This window comes from Pseudomonas sp. AC172 (assembly GCF_979258595.1).
In genome coordinates this window covers 601,603-627,183 of sequence record NZ_OZ409868.1, presented here as the reverse complement: position 1 = coordinate 627,183, position 25,581 = coordinate 601,603, and the positions used below count along the sequence as shown (strand labels likewise).

At 59.6% G+C, this 25,581-nt stretch carries 24 protein-coding genes; all 24 read right to left on the bottom strand.

Annotated features, from left to right (window positions below; translation table 11 throughout):
- Positions 1–4 precede the first annotated feature (4 nt).
- Positions 5–1,198: a sensor histidine kinase gene (locus ACZ0A4_RS02930; RefSeq protein ID WP_463577478.1), complete on the bottom strand. Its 1,194-nt coding sequence runs from the start codon at positions 1,196–1,198 to the stop codon at positions 5–7.
- Positions 1,199–1,323: 125 nt separating this feature from the next.
- Positions 1,324–2,799 (bottom strand): sigma-54 dependent transcriptional regulator, encoded by a 1,476-nt coding sequence (locus tag ACZ0A4_RS02925; RefSeq protein WP_007920053.1) that lies wholly within the window; start codon positions 2,797–2,799, stop codon positions 1,324–1,326.
- A gap of 172 nt (positions 2,800–2,971) precedes the next feature.
- Positions 2,972–3,268 (bottom strand): hypothetical protein, encoded by a 297-nt coding sequence (locus tag ACZ0A4_RS02920; RefSeq protein WP_007920054.1) that lies wholly within the window; start codon positions 3,266–3,268, stop codon positions 2,972–2,974.
- 11 nt (positions 3,269–3,279) lie between these two features.
- Positions 3,280–3,678, bottom strand: a complete 399-nt coding sequence (gene fliS / locus ACZ0A4_RS02915; RefSeq protein ID WP_141128979.1) for a flagellar export chaperone FliS — start codon at positions 3,676–3,678, stop codon at positions 3,280–3,282.
- Positions 3,679–3,807: 129 nt separating this feature from the next.
- Positions 3,808–5,256: a flagellar filament capping protein FliD gene (fliD, locus tag ACZ0A4_RS02910; RefSeq protein ID WP_463573003.1), complete on the bottom strand. Its 1,449-nt coding sequence runs from the start codon at positions 5,254–5,256 to the stop codon at positions 3,808–3,810.
- Between the two features lie 82 nt (positions 5,257–5,338).
- Positions 5,339–5,698 (bottom strand): flagellar protein FlaG, encoded by a 360-nt coding sequence (locus ACZ0A4_RS02905; RefSeq protein WP_141128977.1) that lies wholly within the window; start codon positions 5,696–5,698, stop codon positions 5,339–5,341.
- Between the two features lie 72 nt (positions 5,699–5,770).
- A complete protein-coding gene (locus ACZ0A4_RS02900; protein WP_141128976.1) occupies positions 5,771–6,622 on the bottom strand; it encodes a flagellin domain-containing protein in 852 nt (283 codons plus the stop codon).
- A 242-nt stretch (positions 6,623–6,864) separates the two neighbouring features.
- Positions 6,865–7,131 carry a hypothetical protein gene (locus ACZ0A4_RS02895; RefSeq protein WP_463573002.1) on the bottom strand — a complete coding sequence of 89 codons (267 nt, stop codon included), beginning with the start codon at positions 7,129–7,131 and terminating at the stop codon, positions 6,865–6,867.
- Positions 7,128–8,417 carry a motility associated factor glycosyltransferase family protein gene (locus tag ACZ0A4_RS02890; protein ID WP_463573001.1) on the bottom strand — a complete coding sequence of 430 codons (1,290 nt, stop codon included), beginning with the start codon at positions 8,415–8,417 and terminating at the stop codon, positions 7,128–7,130. Before ACZ0A4_RS02890 ends, ACZ0A4_RS02895 begins: the two co-directional genes overlap by 4 nt.
- Positions 8,418–8,505: 88 nt before the next feature.
- On the bottom strand, positions 8,506–9,432 hold the full coding sequence (locus ACZ0A4_RS02885) for a ketoacyl-ACP synthase III (protein ID WP_095122707.1): 927 nt from the start codon (positions 9,430–9,432) through the stop codon (positions 8,506–8,508).
- A gap of 226 nt (positions 9,433–9,658) precedes the next feature.
- Complete coding sequence (gene pseI / locus ACZ0A4_RS02880) at positions 9,659–10,711, bottom strand: pseudaminic acid synthase (RefSeq protein WP_463573000.1); 1,053 nt, start codon at positions 10,709–10,711, stop codon at positions 9,659–9,661.
- Positions 10,704–12,209 (bottom strand): UDP-2,4-diacetamido-2,4,6-trideoxy-beta-L-altropyranose hydrolase, encoded by a 1,506-nt coding sequence (pseG, locus tag ACZ0A4_RS02875; RefSeq protein ID WP_463572998.1) that lies wholly within the window; start codon positions 12,207–12,209, stop codon positions 10,704–10,706. The genes pseI and pseG overlap by 8 nt, the downstream gene beginning before the upstream one ends.
- Positions 12,206–12,901 carry a pseudaminic acid cytidylyltransferase gene (gene pseF / locus ACZ0A4_RS02870; protein WP_463572997.1) on the bottom strand — a complete coding sequence of 232 codons (696 nt, stop codon included), beginning with the start codon at positions 12,899–12,901 and terminating at the stop codon, positions 12,206–12,208. The genes pseG and pseF overlap by 4 nt, the downstream gene beginning before the upstream one ends.
- Entirely contained in the window at positions 12,898–13,518 is a 621-nt protein-coding gene (locus ACZ0A4_RS02865; RefSeq protein ID WP_463572995.1) for a pseudaminic acid biosynthesis-associated methylase, read from the bottom strand. Before ACZ0A4_RS02865 ends, pseF begins: the two co-directional genes overlap by 4 nt.
- 31 nt (positions 13,519–13,549) lie before the next feature.
- On the bottom strand, positions 13,550–14,707 hold the full coding sequence (gene pseC, locus ACZ0A4_RS02860; RefSeq protein ID WP_463572994.1) for a UDP-4-amino-4,6-dideoxy-N-acetyl-beta-L-altrosamine transaminase: 1,158 nt from the start codon (positions 14,705–14,707) through the stop codon (positions 13,550–13,552).
- A complete protein-coding gene (gene pseB, locus ACZ0A4_RS02855) occupies positions 14,704–15,705 on the bottom strand; it encodes a UDP-N-acetylglucosamine 4,6-dehydratase (inverting) (RefSeq protein ID WP_463572993.1) in 1,002 nt (333 codons plus the stop codon). The genes pseC and pseB overlap by 4 nt, the downstream gene beginning before the upstream one ends.
- A 23-nt stretch (positions 15,706–15,728) precedes the next feature.
- Positions 15,729–18,644 carry a glycosyltransferase family 2 protein gene (locus ACZ0A4_RS02850; RefSeq protein ID WP_463572992.1) on the bottom strand — a complete coding sequence of 972 codons (2,916 nt, stop codon included), beginning with the start codon at positions 18,642–18,644 and terminating at the stop codon, positions 15,729–15,731.
- Between the two features lie 54 nt (positions 18,645–18,698).
- Positions 18,699–19,436 (bottom strand): cephalosporin hydroxylase family protein, encoded by a 738-nt coding sequence (locus tag ACZ0A4_RS02845; protein ID WP_093439633.1) that lies wholly within the window; start codon positions 19,434–19,436, stop codon positions 18,699–18,701.
- A gap of 17 nt (positions 19,437–19,453) precedes the next feature.
- Positions 19,454–20,524 (bottom strand): class I SAM-dependent methyltransferase, encoded by a 1,071-nt coding sequence (locus ACZ0A4_RS02840; RefSeq protein WP_463572991.1) that lies wholly within the window; start codon positions 20,522–20,524, stop codon positions 19,454–19,456.
- Positions 20,521–21,372: an NAD-dependent epimerase/dehydratase family protein gene (locus ACZ0A4_RS02835; protein WP_463572990.1), complete on the bottom strand. Its 852-nt coding sequence runs from the start codon at positions 21,370–21,372 to the stop codon at positions 20,521–20,523. Before ACZ0A4_RS02835 ends, ACZ0A4_RS02840 begins: the two co-directional genes overlap by 4 nt.
- Complete coding sequence (locus ACZ0A4_RS02830) at positions 21,369–22,595, bottom strand: methyltransferase domain-containing protein (RefSeq protein ID WP_463572989.1); 1,227 nt, start codon at positions 22,593–22,595, stop codon at positions 21,369–21,371. The genes ACZ0A4_RS02835 and ACZ0A4_RS02830 overlap by 4 nt, the downstream gene beginning before the upstream one ends.
- Positions 22,592–23,152, bottom strand: coding sequence for a dTDP-4-dehydrorhamnose 3,5-epimerase (gene rfbC / locus ACZ0A4_RS02825; protein WP_463572988.1), 561 nt, complete (start codon positions 23,150–23,152; stop codon positions 22,592–22,594). Before rfbC ends, ACZ0A4_RS02830 begins: the two co-directional genes overlap by 4 nt.
- Entirely contained in the window at positions 23,149–24,231 is a 1,083-nt protein-coding gene (gene rfbG, locus ACZ0A4_RS02820) for a CDP-glucose 4,6-dehydratase (protein ID WP_463572987.1), read from the bottom strand. Before rfbG ends, rfbC begins: the two co-directional genes overlap by 4 nt.
- Positions 24,213–24,986, bottom strand: a complete 774-nt coding sequence (gene rfbF, locus ACZ0A4_RS02815) for a glucose-1-phosphate cytidylyltransferase (RefSeq protein WP_141128961.1) — start codon at positions 24,984–24,986, stop codon at positions 24,213–24,215. The genes rfbG and rfbF overlap by 19 nt, the downstream gene beginning before the upstream one ends.
- Positions 24,987–25,581: the final 595 nt, after the last annotated feature.

Genomic DNA, 25,581 nt, shown 5'->3' with positions numbered 1-25,581 from the left:
TCTTTCACTCAGCTCCCTGTACAGCGGAAAACAGCGGCAGAATCACCTGCGCGCACGTGCCGCGCCCAACTTGCGAACGCAGGCGCAATTCTCCCTGATGCGCCCGGGCCACTGCCTTGACCACGGTCAGGCCCAGACCGGTGCCGGTGACTTTGGTGGTAAAAAAGGGTTCGCCGAGCCGCGCCAGAACCGCCGGCTCGATGCCGCTGCCACTGTCGCTGACGCTCAAGCGCAGGCTGTTGTCGCGGGTGTAGCAATGGACTTTCAGGCGAACGTCGCCGGCACTGGCCTGAATCGCGTTCTCGATCAGATTCAACAGTGCCCCGACCAGCGTGTCGCGATTGCACAGCAGCTCGCCGGCATGACTGTCGCACTGCCAGCGGATGGGCAGATCCTGCACATGGGTCAACGCCGCCGCTTGCAGCGCCTGCATCAAGGCATTCGGGGTGAGGCGATCGGTCAGCGGCAATTCACCGCGAGCGAACACCAGCATGTCGCGCACCTGGTGCTCCAGCTCATGCAGGCGCTCTTTCAGACGCCCGGCGAAACGCTGCTGAGTGGCCACCGGCAACTCCTGCTCAGTCAAATGACTGGCGTAGAGCAACGCGGCAGACAGCGGCGTGCGGATCTGATGCGCCAGCGAGGCAACCATCCGCCCCAGCGAGGATAGGCGCTCATGGCGCGCCAGTTGATCTTGCAGATGACGGGTTTCTGTCAGGTCGTTGAGCAGCACCAACTGCCCCGGCTCGGCGTCCAGCGAGCGGGTAGCAATCGACAGACGCCGACCGTTTTTCAGGGAAATTTCATGGCCATCGTCTTCACGCGGGGCAAAGCAGCGCGCAATCACCTGGCGCCACAACTCGCCCTCAAGCGGCAGACCGAGCAGTTCGATGGCGGCCGGATTGGCTTCGCGCACCATGCCGTGACCGTCGATGACGATAACGCCACCGGGCAACAGATCAAGAAGGTTTTGCAGACGGTTGGCCAAGCGTTCTTTTTCCGCCAGCTCCTGCATACGCTGAGCGCTGACCACCGCCAACTCACCCTTGAGCTCGGTTACCCGCGCCTCAAGCATGCTGTAGGAATCCGTCAGTTGGCTGGACATTTGGCTGAACAGCTCGAAAGCCTGCTCAAGGCCCTGCCGGCTTGCCTGCTCTACGGAGGACGGCTGCCCCTCGGGACTGGAGGCAGAAGACATCTGGGCGTGGGGCATTGTGCTTTCTCGCTTGGCTGACCGTCAGTTAAACGGAACGTTGCGAGGGCTGTAGCAATACCCGTGCCTAAAAAAAACTGCTTATAAATGAAGCAGTTGAAAAACAGGCGTCAATCCTCCGCCTGTTCGTCTCCATCGCGTCGGCTCATGCCGTACTTGCGCATCTTCTCGACCAGGGTGGTCCGACGGATACGCAGACGTTCAGCCGCACGCGCAACAATGCCATTGGCATCGTCCAGCGCCTGCTGAATCAGGCCCTGTTCCAGACCGCCGAGGTAGTCTTTCAGGTCCAGGCCTTCCGGCGGCAGCATAGCGTTGGCGGTGAAGTCCGGCGTATGGCCATTGATCGCCACGCGCTCTTCGAGATCACTGCGCAGGCTGTCGACCATCTGCTCGTCTTCGTCATCGACGTAGCGGAATTTCTTCGGCAGTTCGACCACGCCAATCACCCCGTACGGATGCATGATCGCCATGCGCTCCACCAGGTTGGCCAATTCGCGGACATTGCCCGGCCAGCCGTGACGGCACAGCGACATGATCGCCGCCGAGTTGAAGCGGATCGAACCACGTTTCTCGTGCTCCATGCGCGAGATCAGCTCGTTCATCAACAACGGAATGTCTTCGACGCGCTCACGCAGCGGCGCCATCTCGATCGGGAACACGTTCAGGCGATAGTAGAGGTCTTCGCGGAAGGTGCCGATCTCGATCATGCTTTCGAGATTCTTGTGCGTCGCAGCGATGATGCGCACATCGACGCTTTGGGTCTTGTTACTGCCCACGCGCTCGAAGGTGCGCTCCTGCAGCACGCGCAGCAGTTTGACCTGCATCGGCAGCGGCATGTCGCCGATTTCATCGAGGAACAGCGTACCGCCGTTGGCCAGTTCGAAACGCCCGGCACGACTGGTGATCGCACCGGTGAAGGCGCCCTTCTCGTGGCCGAACAATTCGCTTTCGAGCAGCTCTGCCGGGATCGCCCCGCAGTTGACCGGAACGAATGGCGCATCGCGACGCTTGGAATGGTAATGCAGGTTACGCGCAACCACTTCCTTGCCGGTGCCGGACTCGCCGAGGATCAGCACGCTGGCATCGGTGTCGGCGACCTGTTGCATCATCTGGCGCACGTGCTGGATCGCACGACTGGTGCCGACGAGGCTGCGGAACAGGTTGGGTTCGCGATGACGACCGCGCTCGCGGGCCTGGTCGTACATCTCGCGATAGACCTGGGCACGGTGCAGGGAGTCAAGCAATTTGCTGTAGCTGGGCGGCATTTCGAGGGTCGAAAGCACCCGGCGACGCTGGTCTTCAGGCAAGTCGACGGAAGAATTATCGCCCATCAACAAAACCGGAAGGAACTCATCCCAGGTTGAGAGTGTCTTTAACAAGCCCAAAAGCGCGCCAGGAGCATTAACGGTCCCGATCAGTACGCAAATGACCTCACGACTAGACGACAAAGAGCCGACTGCCTGCTGCCAGTCATGGCTGCCGCAGGGTAAATTTTCTTCGCCGAGAAAATTTAGAATCACCGCCAGGTCGCGGCGGCGGACGCTATCGTCATCGATCAGCAGAATTTTGGTTTCACGCCACATGCAATAGCAACTTCCCTAGTCAACTCAATGCCCGAAAAATGGGGCAAGCGAGACGCTTGCAGGACACCATGTGCCTGTAGACGCCTGAAATCTGAAAACAGCCACTAGTTAAGTCAAAAAACCGTGCACAGTCAAATTTATGGCGCACATGTCTGGATTAACTGGGGGTTAATTAACCAAACAGATGGTAAACCTTTGCCGCCTTTTGCGCTTGGGTGATCTGCGACATCTCGTTGGCTATCGCCTGCCGCTCACCCATGGCCACCTCAAGAAGCTCCTTGTAGACATGGAGCAACTCCTCAAGATTGTTGCGCAACGCGTCTTCATCCAGCGCAGCTTCAGCCATGACGTCTTCCATGCAGGAACGGCACGCCAGATCCAGCTCGCCAATGGCTTCCCAGTTGCGTTCGGCCAGCGCAGTGACCAACGCTTCACGGGTATCGGCGATTCGCTGCAATACTAGACTCATGACGATCTCCTTCAGAACTGCGGTGCTGGCACAGGAGCAATGGCATCCCAGCCTTCTTTCACCGTGCCCAGCAAGCCTGCAACCTCATCGAGAATGCGCGGATCGCTGCTGATGTTCGCCTCGGCGAGGCGCTTCATCATGTAGATATACAGCCCGTCCAGATCAGCCAGAGTGTCTGCGCTGTTCTCCAGATCGAGGCCTTCGCGCAGACCGCTGACAATGCCAATCGCCTTGCTGATCGAAGTGCACTTGCCAGGAATATCCTTGCGCTCGATGGCGCCTTTGGCCTGAGCGATACGGGCCAGTCCACCTTCCATCAACATTTGCACCAGACGGTGCGGGCTCGCTTCGGATGTCTGAGCGTGTGCGCCGACTTTCTGGTACTGCCGAAGGGCTAACATCGGATTCATGTTCTACCTCATTGCCACAATGACTCGTATAACCAGTGTATCGCCAACGAATCACAGAACTTTAGATCAAAAGACAAAAACCCGGCGCACGCCGATAAAGCGTAGCCGGGTTTTTGTCGTTACTGCCTGTTACTTCGCAGACTGCTGAGCATTCAGGGAGCTGAAGAACGACGTGATATTACTCGCCGTTGCTTTCATCTGCCCGACCAGCAGGTCCATGGCGTTGTACTTGGCCGTCAGCGTCTTCGTCAGGTTATCGACGCGCAAGTCCAGGGCCGTCTGCTGCTTTTGCAGGGCCGAGGTGATGTTCGTCAGGTTGGAACTGCGCTGATCGAGCAGGCCACCGGTCTTGACGTACGGATCAACCGCCGCGCTCATGCGTGCCAACAGACCATTCTTGGCGTCGGTGCCACTGAACAGCTGTTGAACCTGACCAGCCATGCCCGGGAGTTCCATACGCTTGTTGAACACCGCCGTGTCGAGCGTCAGCAAACCGGTTTTGCTGTCAGTCAGAACACCCATCTGCGAAAGCACGGACAATTGCCCTTGGCCACCAGCCCCTGGATCAGTGAGCTGAGCACGCACATCAGCCATCAACGAGCGCGGCAACGCGTCACCGGTGAAAGCCGATGAAACGGTCAGCTTGCCATCGGCATCCGGCGTCGCCTTGGACAGCGTGTCGACGGTTTTCTTCAGGGTGTTATAGGCATCGATGAACGTCTGCAGCGACGTCTGGATACCGGCGGTATTGGTCGCAACCGAAACCGTCGCCGGGGTTGCCGTGCCGTTGACCACAGGACTCGCAGCCACCAGATTCAGCGTCATGCCGCTGATGGCGCCCGTCACCGTGTTGGTCTTGCTGCTGACAGCCAGCCCGTCAATGGTGAGGTTGGCATCTTTGGCAACCTTACCGACCGCCCCGGAAGCGCCTGCCGCGGGATTGTCACCCATTTCCTGGGTGCCATCGATCTCAAGACCCGCGATACCGCTGACCTGCAGGTCCATGCCGGCGCCCGTCTTGTTCGAGCTCAGCACCAGGCGCGAAGAACCGCTACTGTCCGTCACGATGTTGGCGGAAATACCGTTGCTGGCCTGCGCCGTGTTGATCGCGTCCCGCGTGGACTGCAACGTGGCATTGGCCGGAATCGCAACATTGTAATCAATGCCATTCTGACTGATTTTCAGAGTACCACTCGGAATAGCACTGGCGGCACCGCCGGCAAATGCGGCACTGGCGACTTTCGAGCCGGTGGCCAGGTTCTTCACAACAACGCTGTAAGTACCCGGCACGGCCGTTTTGTCCGATGTTGCACCGACAATCGTTGGTGTGTCCGAAGTCGCGGTAAAACCGGCAAACGCCGGGCTCGACGCTTTATTAAGGTCGGTCATCGCCTTCTGATACGCCGCCAGTGCGCTTTTCAGCGAACCGACACCGGAAATCTTCAGCGAGTTGGTTTTCGTCTGAGTGTCGATCTGCGTCTGCTTGGCAGACTTGTCGGCGTTGACCAGCGCGGTCACGATCGCGCCGATGTCCAGGCCGGAACCCAGTCCGGAACCCGGTAGAATTGGACTTGCCATGTGCATCTCCCTTCAGATTGTTGCCATTCTTTTGACCGTTACACGCGTCCTGAGAACGTACAAACATTATTCATGCCAGCTATCAGACTTTGGCGTCGAACAAAACGTGGCTCGCATTGGCGAGACTGTCTGCCAGCTTGAGAGCTTCTGCGGAGGGAATCTGTCGAACGACCTCACCCGTCTCGCTTGCGATCACCTTGACGATGACCTTACCGGAATGCTCATCGATCGAGAACTCCAGATTGCGCTTGATCGATTGAACGAACTTCTCGATCTCCTGCACAGCCAGTTTCAACTTGGCGTCATCCGTGTCCTGACTTTTGCGGTCAGCAACCGGAGCATCGGCCTTCGCAACTTTTGGTGTCTCTGGCGGCTTGTCAGCAACAGGTGTCGCTGGCTTGGGAGCCGGATAAGACACGTTAAGCTTTACGCTCATGTCCATGCCCATCACCTCCTAACGAAAAAAGCGAGAGAGCGCGACAAGCGCACTCCCCCGCTCAAACTTGTTCCGAAATTACTGAAGCAGCTTCAGTACAGCGGAAGGCAGTTGGTTGGCTTGAGCCAGAACAGAGGTCGAAGCCTGTTGCAGGGTTTGCTGCTTGGTCAGGTTAGCAGTCTCTGCGGCGAAGTCGGTATCTTGTACGCGACCTTGTGCAGCAGTGGTGTTCTCGGTGATGTTCTGCAAGTTCTGGATGGTGCTGGTCAGACGGTTTTGCGAAGCACCCAGGCTGGCACGAGTCGAACCGATTGCAGCGATAGCGGCGTCGATTGCAGTGATAGCGCTGTCGATGTTGGTAGCAGCGCCAGAAACGCTAGCACCGGTCAGGGACAGAGTACCGCTACCTACCGACAGGCTTACTGCGTCGAACTTGGAGCTCAGTACCAGGTCGATGTGGTTAGCCGAACCGGTGTTTGCGCCCACTTGCAGGGTCACAGTACCAGCCGAACCGTCCAGCAGGTTTTTGCCGTTCAGGTTGGTCGAAGCCGAGATACGGGTGATTTCGTCAGACATCTGAGCGAATTCAGCGTTGGTAGCGGTCTGGTCAGCAGTGCCGTTGGTACCGTTACGTGCTTTAACAGCCAGTTCACGCATACGCTGCAGAATGTCGGTAGTGGCTTGCAGAGCGCCTTCAGCGGTCTGAGCTACGGAGATACCGTCGTTGGCGTTCTGGATGGCCTGGGTGTTACCGCGGATCTGGGAAGACATACGGTTGGAGATTTGCAGGCCAGCGGCGTCGTCTTTAGCGCTGTTGATTTTCAGGCCGGAAGACAGGCGCTGCATCGAAGTCGACAGAGCGTCGGAAGCGCGGTTCAGGTTTTTCTGAACGTTCAACGACGTGGTGTTGGTGTTTACTGTTAAAGCCATGACGAATTCCTCGTTGGTTGGGTACTGCGGCTTCCGGCCCTGGCAACCGCCGGGTATGGCCTAGAGAACCTTCGTAATAGTTATCGTCGGGTTTGCAGGTTGCTTGAGGGCTTTTTGAAAAAAATTTGCCATCACCCTGCCACCCCCAAGAAAACAAAGACTTAGCAGTCCATCCACCGCGAATAAATGACGTCATAAAACCGACTGTCGCGCAAACCTGCGGGCCAGTGCTGTCGGCACACTCAGGCCGGGACACTTTCCAGCATATCCACCAGTTCATACTCCATAGCGTCAGCCAGCCCCAACCAGTCCTGGCGTTCCTGAGAGTCGAGCATTTGCAATAACAACTGCGCCCACATCTGCTGCACCTCTGTAGAAGCAGACGATAAACACTGCTGGGCCTTTTCAAACACATCGACCATCGCCAGCGCCGCCTCGACATCGCGACCCAGGCGAAACAAACCTGCGCACCGGCGACATTCATCCTTACAGACACTCAGCGCACTCATTGCACAAACTCCGGGTTGAAAGCGGTTCCGGCGATCAGCGCCCCGGAGCGGCTGCTGTTGAGAAACCCGACCTGTGGATGCGCAGCAATGTAACGCTCCAGCACGCACAGATAACCGCGAAAATTGAGTTGCGTGCTGACCCGCTGGCCATGGCCATCGCGCACCCAATGCCGCGCCTGACTCACCGGCGGCCCCAGCTCGCCGTCGTTCCAGCCGGCATGGGTCTTGTTCATCGGAAAGGCGAAGTCAGCGCCAAACAGCGTGATGCTGGCGGCACCCATCTTTACTGCCAGATCCACTGCCGGGTGAATCACACTGCCGCCAACGTGCAACTGCGCTCGCGGATGCTGCTCACGCAAGTTCGCGTAGATCGGACTTGCGGAATAACCACCGTAACGTTTGCCCTTCCATGCCTTCAACACCGCCGGATCGCTCATCGGCAGATACACCAGCGGGATGCCGTCGGACTCCTCGAAGGGCAGATGACGAAAACTGATTCGCTGATCAATGCTCACCACCAGATCAGGCACAATCGCGTGTTCGCGCAGCGGTCGATACGCAGTGTCGACACAGATGAATAACGGGCGTTCGGCGCGCTGGCGGATTGCAGCGAGACGCTGGTAATGCTGCTCCAGTGTTGGCCCGGTGGCGATCACGTAGATTTCCCGACCCGCGCACGTGCCGAACAACTGCGCCACATCCGCATCGCCGAGCAGCACCGGCAGACACGCCTGCAAACGCTGTTGAATCTCCGGCGACTGCGGATCGAAATCCCGATTATTGAAACTCAGGTGCACTTCACTGACCAAACGATCACGGACTTTCGCGTTGAAGTCGTCGGCCAGCAGCATCTCGGCAGGCAAGGCAAAAAACGGCGTGAAAAAATCGGCGTGATCACCGGCATAAAACAAATCGACGCGCGGATCGTCCAGCCATTCACGCTGATCAAGCAGTTGCACCACCAGCGCAAACAACGCGCCGTTGAGGATGTGCACATACAAGCGCTGCAGCCCTTCGCGCTCAAGCAGCACCCTGGGCAAATCACCGAGGCCCGTGCCATAAACATGCAATTGCGCTTTGTCGGGCAGGCTGGCCGCCTGAGTCCGCGCTTCATGGAGGCGGTCATGGCGGCTGGTGAGTTGAATGCCGTTGATGCTCAGTGTCGAGCCAAGCCCCTCAACCAATTGAGCTGGAACGGCCGCACTGTCTTCAGCCATCAGTCGCTCGAACAGCGCCGGCCAGCGCCGTTGCAACACCTCGGCATTGGCTTGAAAAAACTCGCTCATGGCGCCTAGCGCTCCCTCTTCAGGCAAAAAAATAGCGTTCAAGGTTAACCTTGAACGCTATTTTTGTATCCGCCGTTTTTGATCCGGCTCAAGGACGATAGATGATCGCCGAGCCCCACGACAGACCGACACCAAAACCGCTCAACGCAATACGCTGCCAGTCGGAATCGATGACGTGTTTTTCCAGCAGCAACGGAATGCTCGACGACACGGTATTGCCGGTCTCGACCATGTCCTTGATGAACTTCTCCGGCTCGCCTTCGAAGCGCCGCGCCACGGCATCGACAATCGCTGCACTGCCCTGGTGAATGCAGAAGGCATCGATGTCATCGGCCTTCAGACCGGAATCATCCAGCAGTTCGTGCAAGTGTGCCGGAACTTTGAGCAGTGCGAAGTTGAAGACCTGACGACCGTTCATGAAGAACACGCCATCGGTGACTTTCAAGTGCGGCGCACCGGAGCCGTCAGTGCCGAACTTGGCCTTGCCCAGCGCCCAGGTCGGATCTTCGCCCATCCACGTAGCCGTCGCGGCATCGCCGAACAGCATGGTGGTGTTACGGTCTTCCGGATCGACGATTTTCGAATACGGGTCAGCGGTGATCAGCAGGCCGTTCTTCAGACCGGCGGCTTCCATGAACCCCTTGATCGCGTAGATGCCGTAGACATAACCGGAGCAGCCCAGGGAAATGTCGAACGCGGCAACGTTGGTCGGCAGACCGAGCTTGTCCTGCACGATCGCTGCGGTGTGCGGCAGGCCTTCTTCGTCACCGTTCTGAGTGACGACGATCAAGGCGTCGATCGATTCACGTTTCAGTTCAGGGTTGCTGGCAAACAGCGCATTGGCCGCTTCCACGCACAGATCGGAGGTTTCTTGTTCAGCGTCTTTGCGCGGCAGGAACGCCGAGCCGATCTTGCCAAGGATGAATTCTTCATCCTTCTCGAATTTTGCACCTTGTGCGTAATTGTCCACGCCGGCTACAGGAACGTAGCTCGCAATGCTTTTTATGCCAATCATTACGGCTTCCCAATAAAAAACAGCCCAAGACCACCGCTCGCAAGGATTTCGAGGGGCGCCGACAAACAGAAAACGGCCGCCACAACGGGCAGCCACGGGGAGCGCAAAGGGCTATCACTGGAATCGAAAACGAGCCAGGCGCCATCTCCCCGATCAATACAATACAGTGAAGATGCGCGTTATGACTCGCAGGTCACGCTATTTTGCCGAATCGGTGCAGATCGGGTTATTCGACCAACGACCAGTCCAGCGGCGTACCGCGCTTGATCGGCGCGCGTGCGCGGCGGCCGAGGACGGCGTCAGTGTGCTTGGGCGGCAGACCGAGACCGGGGCGAATGGCGCGCAGGTTGTCCCCGCTAAAGGTGTCACCGGCGGCCATGTCGGCGGTGACGTACAGCGAGCGGCGATACACCACCGACTTGCGCTCGGCTTCGGTGGCACCGTAATGCACCTGGCCCAAGGCTTGCCAGGCACGCTCGGTTTCCAGCACCAGACTGGCCATTTCCGCCGGTTCCAGCGAAAAACTCGCATCGACGCCACCTGCCGAACGGTCGAGGGTGAAGTGTTTTTCCACCACCGTTGCGCCCAGCGCCACCGCCGCCACCGACACGCCAACGCCCATCGAGTGATCGGACAGCCCCACTTCGCAACCGAACAATTCACGCAGGTGAGGAATCGTGCGCACGTTGCTGTTGAGCGGCGTCGCCGGGTAGGTGCTGGTGCATTTGAGCAGGATCAGATCCTTGCAGCCGGCCTCGCGGGCGGCACGCACGGTTTCATCCAGCTCAGCGATGCTGGCCATGCCGGTGGAGATAATCAGCGGCTTGCCGGTGGCGGCCACACGACGGATCAACGGCAGGTCGGTGTTTTCAAAACTGGCGATCTTGTAGGCCGGCACATCAAGACTTTCGAGAAAATCCACCGCTGTGTCATCGAACGGTGTCGAGAACGCGAGCATGCCCAGTTCTTTTGCGCGAGCGAAAATCGGTGCATGCCATTCCCACGGCGTGTGGGCTTTTTCATACAAGTCGTAGAGCGAAGTACCCGCCCACAGACTGCCCGGATCCTTGATGAAGAACTCGCCTTCGGCCAGATCCAGGGTCATGGTTTCGGCGGTGTAGGTCTGCAGCTTCAGGGCATGCGCGCCGGCCTTGGCCGCCGCTTCGACGATTTGCAGGGCCACGCCCAGCGACTGGTTATGGTTGCCACTCATCTCGGCAATGATGAATGGCGGCGCATCGGCACCGATCGAGCGGTGGCCAATCTTGAAACTAGTCATGGGGGTGATCCTTCAAAACACGGGTGAACGCGCAGGCACTCTGGGTGAATCCGGCGTCACGAAATACATTCAATGAGGGCAGATTGTCCGGCAGGACGCAGGCATTGATCACTGTCAGTTGTGGCCAGTGCGCGGCGACAAATACCTGACCACGGGTCAACAGCGCCCGCCCCCAGCCGAGGCCGATACGCCCTTGCAGCAAGTAGATCGAGACTTCGGCTTCAAATCCGCGCAGGTCATAACGCACAACACCGACGGCGCCATCGTCCGCCTCGGCGATCAACAGCAACCGCTGCGGATTACGCAAACTTGCCGTCAGCCAGTTGAGGTGTTGCACCCAATCGATCACGCCAGTCTGCGGCGACCTGCGCCGCACGGCTTCGGCATTACGCCCCTCGAACAGCAACTGCGCATCGTCCAGCGTCGCCGGGCGCAGCTTGAGCACCGTGCCAGCCAGCGCTGCCGCGACGCGCTCGGCGCCGCGACCATCGACCAGTTGCCGCGAACGCTCGGCCAGGCTCTGGCGCAGAAAATGATTGCCCACGACAAAGCCGACAGCGTCACGCAACTGCTCGACACTGACCTGCTCACGGGCGCCCATGAACACATGCGCTCCCGCTGCGGCCATGACTTCGCCGTTGACCTGCTGGTTGTTCGACACAGCAATGCAAATCGTCGGCAATCCCAGCGCCGCGCGCTCCCAACTGGTGCCGCCGCCGGCACCGATAAACAGATCGGCTTCGCTCATGCGTTGGTAGAAATCAGTGACGAAACTGTGCAGGCGCCAGTTCGGCCGCGTCTCGGCCAAGGCCTGCATCTGCGCCCACGCCGGGTTGTCGGCACCGGCAACGAAGTCCACCTGCAACTCGCTGAAATCAGCGAGGGCGAGCATCGCGTGATGAGTCTGCATCGCCGCATCGAAGCCGCCGAAATTCACCACTACCCGGCGAGCTGTGGGTTTGATCTCGATGGCCGGGCAATTGAATTCTTCGCGCAGCATGGCGTAGCGCGGGCCGAGCAACGTGCGGCAACCTTCAGGCAGCAGAGGTGTGTAGTTTTCGCTCAGGCCGGACAAATTCTGATTGAGCAACAGATCAACGCGGTAGCGTCGGGTCGCCAGATCATCCACCGCCGCGATGCGTTGCGCCCAGCGGCGTGCAGCGGTTTGCCAGTGATGATCGAGGCCGTAATGATCGACGATGATCCAGTCGAATTCGGCATGGCCGGCCAGCAGCAGACCCAATGCGTCGATGTCGGCCTGCCACGGCAGCATCGATTCGATGGCTTGCTGTGGATCTTCAGCGGGGTAGAGATCGGGCAGCGCAAAGGTTTCAAACCCTTCGCCGCTCAACGCCTCCAGCCGATGCCCCGGCAATTGCCGGCAAGCGAATGCGACATGACTGCCCTGCCCGCGCAACACCCGCGCCAACGTCAGGCAACGGGCGATATGGCCACTGCCGATGGTCGGCGAGGCGTCGGCGCGAATCAGCACCCTCATTGCAGCTCTCCGCCCGCCTTGAGCGCGGCGTACAAGTACTCGGCGCGCTTCCAGTCTTCGGGCGTGTCGATGTCCTGCACCAGGTGCCGGGGTAGAACCACCGGCAGACTGGCCGGCGAATAAACCACCTCACCACGCAACCAGGCCTCACTGCGGCCCCAGTAGAACTGACCGGCATCCTGAAACGCTTCGGGCAGATCCTGCGAGCGGGTATTGCGAAATTCGGGATACAACGCAGTCAGCGCGCCCTGCCCGTCCAGCGTCAGCGCACGCTGCACCGGAAAACCGAAACTGCACACGGAAAACGCAAAAGACTTGTCAGGGTGCTGCTCAAGCAACTCGATTCCCTGGCGCAGATATTGCGCCTGTAACAGCGGCGCCGTGGCGTACACACAGCAGGCGAAATCGAAGGCTGGCAATTGCTGCAAGGCATGCACGATCACTGCCGCCGTACCGGTGAAATCATCGGCCAGTTCCGCCGGGCGCAGGAACGGCACCTGCGCGCCATGGGCCCGTGCGACATCGGCAATCTCGGCATCGTCGGTGCTGACCACGACCTGATCGAACACGCCCGACTCCAGCGCAGTGCGGATCGAACGGACAATCATCGGCACGCCGTCGAACGGCAAGAGATTCTTGCGCGGGATGCGCTTGCTGCCTCCGCGTGCGGGGATGATTGCAACGTTGCTCAAGGACGTTTTTCCAACAGGAACCAGGTGACATCGTCTGCCGGGAATTGCGCATCGCGGTGATAGACGAAACCGTAATCCAGCAGCTGCAGATCAGCATAGCGATCAAGCATCTCACCGGCAAAATCACGCTTGAACAGCTTGCCGCTGTTACCGCGATAGGACACTTCCACCGGTGCCGGGTTGTAGTACTCGGCGATCAAAATGTAGCGCTGGCTCAACGCGTACAACTGCGCATAAGCCGTCGGCAACAGTTCAGGGGCCAGATGGATCAGCACGCCTTTGCTGAGGGTCAAGTCGTAGCGGCGCTCGCACGGAAAATCGAACAACGAGCCATGCCAGATCTGCGCAATGTTCAACGCCCGCGCCTGAGCACAGGCGCTGTCATTGATCTCGACGCCGAACAGCTCACAGCGCGGTAGCAACTGACGCAGCGCCTGCAAATTGTTGCCGGCGTTGGTGCCCAGTTCCACCAGGCTTTCAATACGCCCGGCGCGGCTCAACGCTTTGGCAAACAGCGCGAGATTGGCCGCCACCAGCGGTTGGCCGACATTGCGCTCAACGTACTGGTTGCCGAACTCACCCTGCCAGAATTTTTCCTGCTCGCTCAGATCACGCATGACTCAGTCTCACCCACCGCCACGGCGGCATTCATTCGGTCAGTCGACGCAGTTGCTCGACTACATAATCCTGCTGTTGATCACTCAGCAACGGGTACAGCGGCAAGCTGATGGCCTCGGCGTAATAGCGTTCGGCCTCGGGGAAATCGCCCTCGGCAAAACCCAGATCACGATAGTAGGGCTGCAAATGCACGGGAATATAGTGCAGGTTTACGCCAACCCCGGCGGCGCGCAAGCCTTCGAACACCTGACGATGACTGAGGCCGATGCGCTCGGTCTGCAAGCGAATCACGTACAGATGCCACGCCGACTCTGCTTCAGCCTGAGGGCTGGGCAGCGTTACCGGCAAGTACGCCAACAGACGATCGTAACGCACCGCCAGCTCGCGACGCCGGGCGATGAAGTCGTCCAGCTTGCTCAGCTGAGACAAGCCCAGCGCGGCTTGCATATCGGTGATCCGGTAGTTGAAACCCAGCTCGACCTGTTGGTAATACCACGGGCCATGACTGGGTTCGGTCATTTGCTGCGGATCACGGGTCATGCCATGGCTGCGCAGACGTTGCAGACGCTCGGCCAGGTGCGGACGGTTGGTCAACACCATGCCGCCTTCGGCGCTGGTGATGATTTTCACCGGATGAAAACTGAACACGGTCATCGCCGCAAATTCACCACAGCCGACCGGGCGCCCGGCGTAACGGGCACCGACGGCGTGCGAGGCATCCTCGATCACCGTGAAGTTGTAGCGCTCGGCCAATTCAGCAATGCGCCGCATGTCGCAGCTCTGCCCGGAAAGCGCCACCGCCACCAGCACCTTCGGCAAAGTGCCGTCCTGTTCGGCCTGATCGAGCTTCGCTGCCAGGGCGGAGGCATCAAGGTTCCAGGTCAGCGGATCGATGTCGACGAAATCGACCTCAGCGCCGCAATAGCGCCCGCAATTGGCCGAAGCGAGGAAAGTGTTTGGCGTCGTCCACAAGCGATCACCCGACCCCAGATCTGCGGCCAGACAGGCGATGTGCAGCGCCGCTGTGGCGTTGCACACCGCCACGGCGTAATCCGCCTGGCAACGCTCGGCCAGCGCCTGCTCGAAGCGCTCGATGGTCGGCCCCTGGGTCAGCCAGTCCGATTGCAGAACCTCGACGACCGCATCGATGTCTGCCTGATCGAGGCTCTGCCGACCGTAGGGAATCATGCCGAGAGCTTCGCGTGCAGGTCGGCGATCTGCCCGACCGAAAGGAAATGCGGGTTGGTGTCGGAGCGGTACTCGAAATCTTCGCTCACGGCGCGCCCCTGCTCGCCGAGTCTGTCGACGGCAAAATCGACATCGACGCTGGTGAAGCGAATCGACGGCTGGATGGTGTAGTGATCCTCAAATTCAAGGGTCATCCGCGCGTCGTCCAGCGGCACCATCAACTCATGGAGCTTTTCACCGGGACGAATGCCGACGTGCTTGTGCGGCAGCTGTTCGGCCATGCCGCGCGCCAGATCGACAATGCGGATCGACGGAATCTTCGGCACGAACACTTCACCACCGTGCATGCGCGCAAAGCTGTCGAGGACAAACTGCACGCCGTGGTCAAGGGTGATCCAGAACCGCGTCATGCGTTCATCGGTGATTGGCAGCTCCGTAGCGCCGTCGGTGATCAGCTTGCTGAAAAACGGCACCACCGAGCCACGCGAGCCGGCGACATTGCCGTAGCGCACCACGGCGAAACGGGTTTGCTGCTCACCGGCAATATTGTTGGCGGCGACGAACAATTTGTCCGAGAGCAACTTGGTCGCGCCGTACAGGTTGATCGGGCTGGCCGCTTTGTCGGTGGACAGCGCCACGACTTTTTTCACGCCGTTATCGATGGCGGCGGCGATGATGTTTTCCGCGCCATTGACGTTGGTGCGAATGCATTCGGTGGGGTTGTATTCCGCCGCCGGCACCTGCTTCAACGCCGCAGCATGCACCACGTAGTCGATGCCGCGCATGGCCTGACGCAGACGGTCTGCGTCACGCACATCACCAATGAAGTAACGCATGCACGGTGCGTTGAATGTCTGCTGCATCTCGTACTGTTTCAACTCGTCACGCGAGAACACCACCACGCGCTTGGGCTGGTATTGCTCAAGCAGTCGGGCGATGAATTTGCGCCCGAACGAGCCGGTGCCGCCGGAGATGAAAATCGATTTACCGTTGAACATATGCTGATTCCTGTCCGGCACGCTTAAGCGAGCAACTGAGCCCAGTTGATCGAGGCATTTTCACCCAGGGTGAACCCTTTGCCGGTCAGGGCCAGGTTGGCGTTGTATGCCGGATCCTGGGCGAAGGCGCCGCTCCATTTTTCACGCAATGCCGCCAGTGCTTCCGGCGCCTGTGGCAGCTCGCCGGTATGCAGCACCTGCACCAACGGCGTCCACACGGTGAGGTAACCGGACTGACCTGCCTTGAGGCACAGATCGACATCGGCATAACCCTCGGCGAACGTCACTTCATCCAGCCCGCCAAGGGTGTTGAACAGCTCTTTGCGCACCATCAGACACACCTTCGACACGGCCGAGTAATTCTGCTCGACCGTCAAACGATGCATGTAGCTGTCTGCGCTGTGTTTTTCGCCGATGAAGGGCGAACCCACGCCATCGTTGAGGCCAAGAATCAGACCGGCCTGAGCGATGTTGCCGTCGCGGTCGACCAGTTTGGCACCGACGACGCCCACTTCCGGACGCTGGGCGTGGTTGAGCAGCGAATCGATCCAGTTCGGATTGACGACCTCGCTGTCAGCGGCCAACAGCACCAGATACTCACCCTGAGCCTGCTCGCTGGCGGCGTTGTACAACGCGACCTCACTCAGTGGCTGATCGGCACGCAGCACATTGACCTTGGCGTGGCGCAGGGTGCCCAGCCAGTCGTTGACCGCTGCCGATTGATTGGCATTTGCCGCCAGCAACACTTCATAACGGCTGTAACGGGTTCTGAGCAGCACGCCTTCCAGGCAGCGGCGCAGCACCGGCAGATCGTCGATGACCGGCAGAATAATCGACACCAGTGGCTGTTCGCTGTGGCGGTAATCGATCTGCCAAGTGCCCGGCGCCGTCGACGTGACCTTGGCCTTGTAGCCGCGATTGCCCAGATGACGCAGCAACGCCTGACGTTCGTGGGCGTTTTCTTCCAGCTCCGCCGCCTGAGTGATGAGCAACGGCTCGTCGAGGTGCGCCAGGCCGTCGAGGCCGCCCTGCTCGATGATGCGTAGTAACAGGTCAAATTCCAGCGCCTTGCTGAAGTCAGCCTGATAACCACCGGCGTCGAGCAACACTTCGCGACGGATCAACCAGTGGCGCGCCATCAGTGACGGTACGCTTTGCAGCAGATCCAGATTGAAGCCCGGGCGGAACACGTCAACCAGTGCGCCATTGTCCTTGCGCTGGATTTCATCGGTGGCAACGGCACGCACGCCGTCGGCGGACATCAGTTCCAGACTGGCGCGCAACAGGCCGCTGGTGGTGAACTGGTCACCCGCCTCACACAGCAGCAACCAATCGCTTGGCGACTGTTGAGCGCTGAGGTTGAGCTTGTCGACGACGTTGCTTTGGGTGACACGCACAAAGTGCAGGGTGTTTTGCGCGGTCGTCGCCGCCGGTGCTTCACCGGTGGTGAACACCACCACCCTGAACGCTTTGCAGTGACCTTCGAGCAGGCTGTCGAGCGTTACCTGCAACTTGTCGATGTCGTTGTCCAGGTCGAGCACGAAAATGCCGAATTGCGGGCCACCGCCTTCAGTCGCCAGATGTTGGCCGATCGACTCGAGTGGCTTGATTGCCGGCGCGCGAGCCGCCAGCCACTGCAACAGACGACCGGACTTCATTTTATCGAAGGCCGGCTGATTATCTTCGACCGTCAGCGCTTCGAGGCGGGCGATCCACTCGTGCATGGCTTGCGCGGCGGTCTCGTCCCCGACGATGTCCAGTTGCGCCGCCAGACGTTTGACCACGGTCTGGCTAAACGCATTGAGATCATGGGCCTGCCACAACCGGTCCAGCACACTTTCCACTGTATCGTTGTTGCGCGCCTGCAACAGGTGCGCCTGACGGGTCCACACGCCTTCCAGCCCTTCCAGTTGCATGCGACCGGCCGGCAGCGTGTGCAAGATGAATTCGAACTGCTCCAGACGATCGAAGAATGCCTGGTTGTAAAACGGCATTTCGACATACTGCAGCGGGCCAAAACGACGATCCGGCGCCTTCAGTTCCTGGTTCCAGGTCGACTCGATAATCAGCTCGCCAGTCAACGCCCGCCCGGACTTCAGGCTGTCGGCCATTGCCTCGAAACTCTCCAGGGCAAAGGCCTTGGCCTGCCCGGCATCCAGCCCTTCGATAGCGGTAGGCAGCGAGACGAGGAATTCGGCAAAGGCCTCGCGTTCGGCGAGCGATTTGGCGTCGACGTAGGTCAGCGAGTGATACACATCGGTATTGTGCTCGGAGACACCGTAGTTGATCTCGCGCACCACGTACGGAATCGGCAGGATGCGCGCCTTGGCACTCGCCAGCAGGTAGTAGACGTGACCAATTTCCTGCCACTGGAAATTAGTCCCCGGCGGCAACGCCGCGTGCCAGTTTTTCATCAGGTCAGTACGGGTTACCGCGTAGAACGGCGGGATGTACTGGTGCATGTAATCGAGGACACGATCCTGCGCCCGCTCGGACGCATAGTCTTCCTGGACTTTCTTGTCGCGGCGGTAGTAGTTCACGCCATGGGCCAATGACAGGTACATCAGGCAATAGCCGTGGCACATACCGTAATCAGGATTGGCATGCAGGAAGCCGACCGATTCTGCCAGCGAATCATGCAGGATGAAGTCGTCGTCGGCCGCCAGCACCATGTACGGCGTGGTCAGATGCTCGACACCATAGGCCAGTTTGGCCTGCATGCCCCAGTACGCGAACTGCGGCACGTGGTGATAGTCGACAGCGGAAAAGTCGCCTTCAGGTCGATCCAGAGTCGAATCGAGCACCATGATTCTGCAGGGCAAGCTGCTGTAATACTTCACCGCCCGGCGCAAAAAAGCCGGCCGATTGTGAGTAATCAGGACGACGGTCAATAGCTCTTCGAGCGGTAGCGCCATTTCAGTACTGTACTTGCCTTGCATAACTTCTCTCCACAACCGGCGACTCGCCGAAACAACGCTTGGTGATGTTGCGAATTAACGGACGCGACGCAGATAGCCGTCCGGCGCCACGGTGATCAGCAGCTTGTTCTGCAACTGCTGGTCGATCTCGAAATCCTGGTTCTCTTCCAGGTATTTCCACACGGCGGTTTTCGGGTTGTCGCCCGGGCCCCATGGACGATCCGGGAAGAAATCGGCCGGCATGTCTTCAACCACGGTGTCCATCACCACGCAATAGCTGTCGACCGACACCAGCGGTGCGTACAGACGCAGCTCTTCGAGGACGTGATCGTGGGTGTGGTTGGAGTCGAGGACCAGAATGACTTTCTTGCCTTTCGCTGCAGCCTGCACCTGAGCGGCAATGCCGGCGTCGATGCTCGAACCTTCGATCATCTTGATGCGTTTGGCCATCGGGTGGCTTTCGATCGCTTCGCGGTTGTGCGGGCGAATGTCGAGGTCGATGCCCAGCACTTCGCCGTGGCCTTGCAGCTCCAGCAACGAGGCGTAGTAGATGATCGAACCGCCGTGGGCGATGCCGCACTCGATGACCAGATCCGGTTTGACCTGCCAGATGATCTCCTGCATCGCCATCATGTCTTGTGGCAGCTGGATGATCGGACGGCCCATCCACGAGAAGTGGTAGCTGTATTTGTGCTTGGCCGATTCATTGAAGAAATCGCGGGCCAGGCCAGTCAGTTTCTGGTCGTCACCCTGCTGGGCAATCTGTTCCCGGCATTCGGCTTCGAAGGCTTGGTTGATGCTGTTGTCGGTCATTTTAATAATCTCAAGGGTCACTGAAACGAAGCGCAGTCGACGGCGTGATAGACATAGCGTCCACCGGTCATCCGCTTGATCTCTTCGAGGTAATTGGAATTCATCACAAACAGATGGGCGCCTTCAGGCAGCGCGTCCATGGCCTCTTGCGGCGAAGACACACGCGCGCCACTCAGTGGCAGATAACGCCCCTGTTTGGCAGGGTTGATATCCACCACACGATCCACCGCGACACCTGCGCGTTGCAGGAACAGCGAATAGATCACGCCTTTGGAGGACGCTCCCCAGATTGCCGAACCCTGCTCGGGCGCCGACAGAATGATCTGCACCGCACGATCGAGGCTGGCCGTAAAACCGTCAGGCAGTGCGAGGCGCGGCACCGGTTGTTCCGGGGTCAGGCGCAACGTCGACAGGTCGGCGACGATATACAGGTATTGGCCACCGAACAGATGACCGGCCTCATGCACGGTGCCGAACATCCGGCGCAAGTCATCAAGGCGGAAATAATTGACGTGCTCGTAGAACAGGTCGAACCAGGCTTTGTGCTCAAGAATCCAGTCGAAGCACGGCACTTCGATGTAGATCTGCCCGCCCTGATTGGCATTGGCGATTTCGGCGAGGAAGCTCACCGGATCCTGAATATGCTCTAGCACATGGCGCAGCACGATGGCGTCTGCCGCCAGTCCCAGGCCCCGGGTGAACGGCGCCTTGATCACGTCGGCGTTTTCGCCTTCGTACGCCGGGTCAATGCCGGTGATTGAATAACCGAGGCCCTTGAGCAACTCAAGGAAATAGCCTTTGCCGCAGCCGACTTCGATCAGTTCCTGACCTTTGAAGTGCTTGGCGATGATGCCTTCGACGTCGCTCAAGTGCTTCTGGAACTGGCCGGAATGCGCCTGCTCGTTCTGATAATCGGCGTCGTAACTGAGCTTGTCGGCATCGAACGCCGCATTGAAGATCAGACCGCTGCGCTCATCCTGCACCAACAGCATGTCGGCACTGGCCGAGGCCTGCGCCGCTTCGGCATCGGCAAAGGTGCGGTTCTGCAGCACCGGCAGGTCAGTGACCCGGTACAACTCGTGCTTCATTGCGGCTCTCCCAGTAACTGTTGCAAACGCTCGGTCACCGCCCAGAACGCCAGGGGTTCGTGGGTGGGGTATGGGTAGTGGCCGAGGTTCAGATGCAGCGACACGTCGCGTTCGCGCAGGCGTTGTTCGACCAATGAACGGACTGAGACCGGTTGGCCACTGGCGCAATTGATCACGCCGTTGAAGTCATGTTTTTGCAAGATCGCGGCGAGGTAACCGGCAGCGTTTTCAATCGGCAGAAAATCACGCAGTTGCTCACCGGCGGACATGTTGAACGACGGCTCACCGGCGTCGACCGCCCGGTCCAGTGCCGCCAACAGACTGTTGGGGTTCTGCCCTTCGCCATGCAGATAGAACAAGCGTGCCCACTGCAAAGTAAACGGCTGTTCCTGCTGCAGATTTTGCAAAAACAGGTGCAGCGTGTGCTTGGCCAGACCGTAAGGATTGCTCGGCTGCGGCTCGGTGCTTTCGCTGAGTGGGCCGCTTTGCATGCCGTATTCGAAACAGGTGCCAGTCACCAGAACCTGCTTCACACCCGCCTCGACCGCGCTTTTGATAAAGCGATAGTCGGCCATCAGGTTGTGCTCGAAATGGAACAGTGCCCGGTAGTTCGGCAAACCCGGCCAGGCCAGGTGCGTCAGTGCGTCGATGCCATCGGTCAATGCGTGGATATCGAGATCGGCGGCGTGAATATCCGCTGCGATGAACTCGACGTTGTTGATCCACGGCATGCCTTGTGCGGTTTCTGCGTTACGCGCCACGGCACGAACATCGCAGCCGCGTGCAAGCAATGCCGCGACCAGATGCCGACCGACAAATCCTGTGGCGCCAGTGACCAGAACCTTCACAGCACGCTCAACTCAGGCACGGCGATCACGAAGCGGCCATCCCACTGACGCACTTGCGCCAGTTGCTGGCTGACTTCGTGGAGCAGGTTCCACGGCAACACCAGCACATAGTCCGGTTTGTCGATATCGATCTGCGCCGGCGCCACGATCGGAATGCGGCTGCCCGGCAAAAACTTGCCCTGCTTGTGCGGATTGGCATCGGCCACCCAGGCCAGCAGGTCGGGTTTGACCCCGGCGTAGTTGAGCAAAGTGTTGCCCTTGGCCGCCGCGCCATAACCGACCACGCGTTTGCCGTCGGCCTTGGCCTGCAACAGGAAGCGCAGCAAGTCATGCTTGATACGTTCGGCGGCAGGCGCGAGGGTCGCGTAGTACTCGGCGGTTTTCACCCCGGCCTCCAGCTCGGCTTGCAGTTGTTGTTGCACCGCGGGCTGAACCGGACGACGTTCGCCGTCCTTGCGCTGCACGAACACGCGCAGCGAACCGCCGTGGGTGGTCAGTTGGCTGACGTCGAACACTTCCAGGCCATTGCGTTCGCACAGCGTCTGCACGGCAGTCAGCGACAGGTACGAATAGTGTTCGTGATACAGCGTGTCGAACTGCGCGCCAGCCATCAACGTCAGCAGTTGCGGGAATTCGAACGTAGCCACGCCGGTCGGCTTGAGCAACGTCGCGAAGCCCCCGAGGAAATCATTAATGTCCGGCACATGCGCGAGCACGTTGTTGGCCGCCATCAGGTCGGCGCCCCAGCCTTCGCTGTGCAACTGCGCGGCGGTGTCGCGACCGAAGAACAGCTCACGAATCTCCAGGCCTTTTTCGCGCGCCGCTTGTGCAGTGCTGCGCGTCGGCTCAACGCCCAGGCACGGGATACCGCGACCGGCCACGTATTGCAGCAAGTAACCGTCGTTGGCGGCGACTTCGACCACGCGGCTGTCAGCGGTCAGGCCGAAGCGCTCGACCATCTCGGCGACATAACGCTCGGCATGGGCCAGCCAGGTACTGGAGAACGAACTGAAGTAGGCGTACTCCGCGTCGAACAGGCTGTCGGCGCGGGTGTAATCCTCGGTCTGTACCAGCCAGCATTGCTGGCACACCGCGACCTTCAACGGCACCCATTGCTCGGTCTGCTCCAGGCGATCGGCGTGGACGTAGGCGTTGGACGGTGGCGAGGTGCCGAGGTCGATCAGCGGCAGGCTCAGCGGTGCGGCGCACCCACGGCAGTTCATAGACGCACTCCAGCAAAGTGTTGATCGAGCGCGGGATGGCTGGAATCACGCGCTGACAAATTATTGACAGGCAACGGCCAGGCAATCGCCAGGCGTGGATCATTCACCGACAGACCGCCCTCGTGCTCCGGCGCGTAGTCGGCGCTGTGCAGGTAGAGCAATTCGGCGTCTTCACTGAGCGTCTGGAAACCGTGGGCGAACCCGGCCGGGATCAACAGGCTGCGACCATCGCCCGCCTTCAGGTGCTCGGCGTGCCAGTGCAGAAACGTGTCGGAGTCCGGGCGCAGGTCCACCGCCACGTCCCACACTTCGCCGCGCAGGCAGGTGATCAGTTTGGCTTCCGGGGCGTTGCCATTCTGATAATGCAGGCCGCGCACACTGCCCTTCTCGCGGGTGCAGGAATGGTTGATCTGGCGGATATGAAATTCGCTACCGAACGCGCTCAGGCTGCCCTCGCAGAACAGCCGGGCGAAGTGCCCGCGCTGGTCTTCAAAACGTTTGTGCTGGACGCTGAACAATCCGGCCAGCGGCAACGCTTGCAGAGAAAACTCACTCACAGCGCGCCTCGGTACAGGTTCAGTTGGCCGAGGGTGACGGTGCGCATGTCATCGCCGTTCTGCCACGCCAGATGCCAGTCGAGGGTCTGGGTCAGGCAAACCTGCAAGGTCCAGCGTGGCTGCCAGCCAAGCACTTGCCGCGCGCGACTGCTGTCCAGACGCAACAGACCGGCTTCGTGCAGTTCGCTTTTCTCGATGCGCAGACCGCGCGCCTGCGGCCAGCGGCTGGCGAGCAGTTCGACCACTTCGCCAACGCTGCACATGTCCGCCTCGCCCGGGCCGAAGTTCCACGCACCGGCGTATTCCGGACCTTGTTCGTAGAGGCCGGCGGCCAATTGCAGGTAACCGGCGAGCGGCTCCAGTGCGTGCTGCCACGGGCGCACGGCTTGCGGGTAACGCAAGGTCACCGGCTCGTCGGCGGTCCACGCTTTGAGCACGTCTGGAATCAGTCGCTCTGGGGCAAAATCGCCGCCGCCGAGGACGTTGCCAGCACGCGCAGTGGCCAAGGCCAGACCGTGTTCAGCGTACTTGTCGGCCGGGAAAAACGACGCGGCATAAGACTGTGCGAGCAGTTCACAGCAAGCCTTGCTGCTGCTGTAAGGATCGTGGCCACCGAGAGCTTCGTCTTCGCGGTATGGCCACAGCCATTCCTTGTTGGCGTAGACCTTGTCGGTGGTGACCAGCACACAGGCGCGCACGCAGCCGACCTGACGAATCGCTTCGAGCAGGTTCAACGTACCCATCACGTTGCTGGAATAAGTGCCAAGCGGGTCGCGATAGCCTTCGCGCACCAACGGCTGCGCGGCCAGGTGCAGAACGATCTCCGGCTCGGTATCAGCGATGATTTCCAGTAAAGCGCCCAGATCACGCAGATCACCGCGCTGATCGTTGATGCCTTCGTGCACGCGCGCCAGTTCAAACAGGCTCGGTTCAGTCGAAGGATCGAGAGAGAAACCGCTGACTTGCGCGCCGAGGCTTTGCAGCCACAGGGTCAGCCAACTGCCTTTGAAACCGGTATGGCCGGTGACCAGCACGCGTTTGCCGCGCCAGAAATCCGCACTCAGGCCCATTGCTTCCATGGGGCCTCCCCGCTCTGCCACAGCGCTTCGAGATGGTTCTTGTCGCGCAGAGTGTCCATCGGATGCCAGAAACCTTCGTGTTCGAAGGCTTTCAGTTGTTCGTCCGCAGCCAGGCGCGCCAAGGGTTCGGCTTCCCACGTGGTCGCGTCATCGGCGATGTACGGCAGCACCTTCGGCGACAACACGAAAAATCCGCCGTTGATCCAGCCACCGTCACCACGAGGTTTTTCGGTAAAGCCCAGCACCTGATCGCCTTGACGCTCAAGCGCGCCGTAACGACCCGGCGGTTGCACGGCAGTCACCGTCGCGAGGCGGCCGTGGCCTTTATGGAAATCCACGAGTTGCGCAATGTTGATATCGGAAACGCCGTCGCCGTAGGTGAAGCAGAACGCCTCTTCATCCTTGAGGTAACGGCTGGCGCGCAACAGTCGGCCACCGGTCATGGTTTCTTCACCGGTGTCGATGAGCGTGACGCTCCACGGTTCGCTGTAGTTCTGGTGCACGTCCATGCGGTTTTCGCGCATGTTGAAGGTGACGTCAGAGGTGTGCAGAAAGTAATTGGCGAAGAAGTCCTTGATCGCATAGCCCTTGTAGCCGAGGCAGATCACGAAGTCGTGAATTCCGTGGGCGGAATACTGCTTCATGATGTGCCAGAGAATTGGCTTGCCACCGATCTCGATCATTGGCTTGGGCTTGAGGTGCGACTCTTCACTGATGCGCGTGCCGAGGCCACCCGCCAAAATAACTGCCTTCATCGTCTCCCCTCTTGTTCTTCAGCGGGCTGCGCACGGCTTGCTTGAGCTGCGCGGACCTTCTGGCTAAACCTTTTGCCGTTCCGGGCGCCGCTGCAGTGACCGCGAGCGCTCGTTTTATGGCGATTTACAGGGGACTTGCAGGAAACGCGCCAGCTCCACTAGCCCCCTCACCCTAACCCTCTCCCAAAGGGAGAGGGGACCGACCGAGGTGTTTGGGAGAGCTACGCCGACGTGAAATATTAAAGTCGAACCTAGATTCTGAAACAGATCAAAAGCCCCTCACCCTAGCCCTCTCCCGGAGGGAGAGGGGACTGACCGTGGTGTTTGGGAAAGATACGCCGACGTGAAATACCGAGTCGAACTCAGGCTTTGAAAAGCCCGAAATCGGCTCCCTCTGGAGCAAGGGCAAAACCCACCACAAATCCAAAGCCGACCACCCGCGCTCTTCACCACTCAATAGGCCGAGTGTCAGCTCGCCTGCTCTTGATCTTGATCCACGAGCGACGTCGGAAGGCTGAGCGGAGGGATTGATCCGGGGTGGGAGCGCAGCGACCGTTTGGCGAAGCCAAACACATCGAGAGGAGGTGCAGCGAAG

Excerpts from the sequence above, each read along its gene's own strand:
- pseB (WP_463572993.1), bottom strand. The coding sequence starts at position 15,705 with ATGTTCAACGGTAAATCGATTTTCATCTCCGGCGGCACCGGCTCGTTC.
- fliD (WP_463573003.1), bottom strand. The coding sequence starts at position 5,256 with ATGGCAAGTCCAATTCTACCGGGTTCCGGACTGGGTTCCGGCCTGGAC.
- ACZ0A4_RS02830 (WP_463572989.1), bottom strand. The coding sequence starts at position 22,595 with ATGAACTGCCGTGGGTGCGCCGCACCGCTGAGCCTGCCGCTGATCGAC.
- ACZ0A4_RS02920 (WP_007920054.1), bottom strand. The coding sequence starts at position 3,268 with ATGAGTCTAGTATTGCAGCGAATCGCCGATACCCGTGAAGCGTTGGTC.
- ACZ0A4_RS02845 (WP_093439633.1), bottom strand. The coding sequence starts at position 19,436 with ATGACCGACAACAGCATCAACCAAGCCTTCGAAGCCGAATGCCGGGAA.
- ACZ0A4_RS02850 (WP_463572992.1), bottom strand. The coding sequence starts at position 18,644 with ATGCAAGGCAAGTACAGTACTGAAATGGCGCTACCGCTCGAAGAGCTA.
- ACZ0A4_RS02925 (WP_007920053.1), bottom strand. The coding sequence starts at position 2,799 with ATGTGGCGTGAAACCAAAATTCTGCTGATCGATGACGATAGCGTCCGC.
- ACZ0A4_RS02890 (WP_463573001.1), bottom strand. The coding sequence starts at position 8,417 with ATGAGCGAGTTTTTTCAAGCCAATGCCGAGGTGTTGCAACGGCGCTGG.
- pseG (WP_463572998.1), bottom strand. The coding sequence starts at position 12,209 with ATGAGGGTGCTGATTCGCGCCGACGCCTCGCCGACCATCGGCAGTGGC.
- ACZ0A4_RS02840 (WP_463572991.1), bottom strand. The coding sequence starts at position 20,524 with ATGAAGCACGAGTTGTACCGGGTCACTGACCTGCCGGTGCTGCAGAAC.
- ACZ0A4_RS02885 (WP_095122707.1), bottom strand. The coding sequence starts at position 9,432 with ATGATTGGCATAAAAAGCATTGCGAGCTACGTTCCTGTAGCCGGCGTG.
- ACZ0A4_RS02930 (WP_463577478.1), bottom strand. The coding sequence starts at position 1,198 with ATGTCTTCTGCCTCCAGTCCCGAGGGGCAGCCGTCCTCCGTAGAGCAG.
- pseI (WP_463573000.1), bottom strand. The coding sequence starts at position 10,711 with ATGACTAGTTTCAAGATTGGCCACCGCTCGATCGGTGCCGATGCGCCG.
- pseC (WP_463572994.1), bottom strand. The coding sequence starts at position 14,707 with ATGATTCCCTACGGTCGGCAGAGCCTCGATCAGGCAGACATCGATGCG.
- ACZ0A4_RS02865 (WP_463572995.1), bottom strand. The coding sequence starts at position 13,518 with ATGCGTGATCTGAGCGAGCAGGAAAAATTCTGGCAGGGTGAGTTCGGC.
- ACZ0A4_RS02900 (WP_141128976.1), bottom strand. The coding sequence starts at position 6,622 with ATGGCTTTAACAGTAAACACCAACACCACGTCGTTGAACGTTCAGAAA.
- rfbF (WP_141128961.1), bottom strand. The coding sequence starts at position 24,986 with ATGAAGGCAGTTATTTTGGCGGGTGGCCTCGGCACGCGCATCAGTGAA.
- ACZ0A4_RS02905 (WP_141128977.1), bottom strand. The coding sequence starts at position 5,698 with ATGGACATGAGCGTAAAGCTTAACGTGTCTTATCCGGCTCCCAAGCCA.
- fliS (WP_141128979.1), bottom strand. The coding sequence starts at position 3,678 with ATGAATCCGATGTTAGCCCTTCGGCAGTACCAGAAAGTCGGCGCACAC.
- ACZ0A4_RS02895 (WP_463573002.1), bottom strand. The coding sequence starts at position 7,131 with ATGAGTGCGCTGAGTGTCTGTAAGGATGAATGTCGCCGGTGCGCAGGT.
- rfbG (WP_463572987.1), bottom strand. The coding sequence starts at position 24,231 with ATGGAAGCAATGGGCCTGAGTGCGGATTTCTGGCGCGGCAAACGCGTG.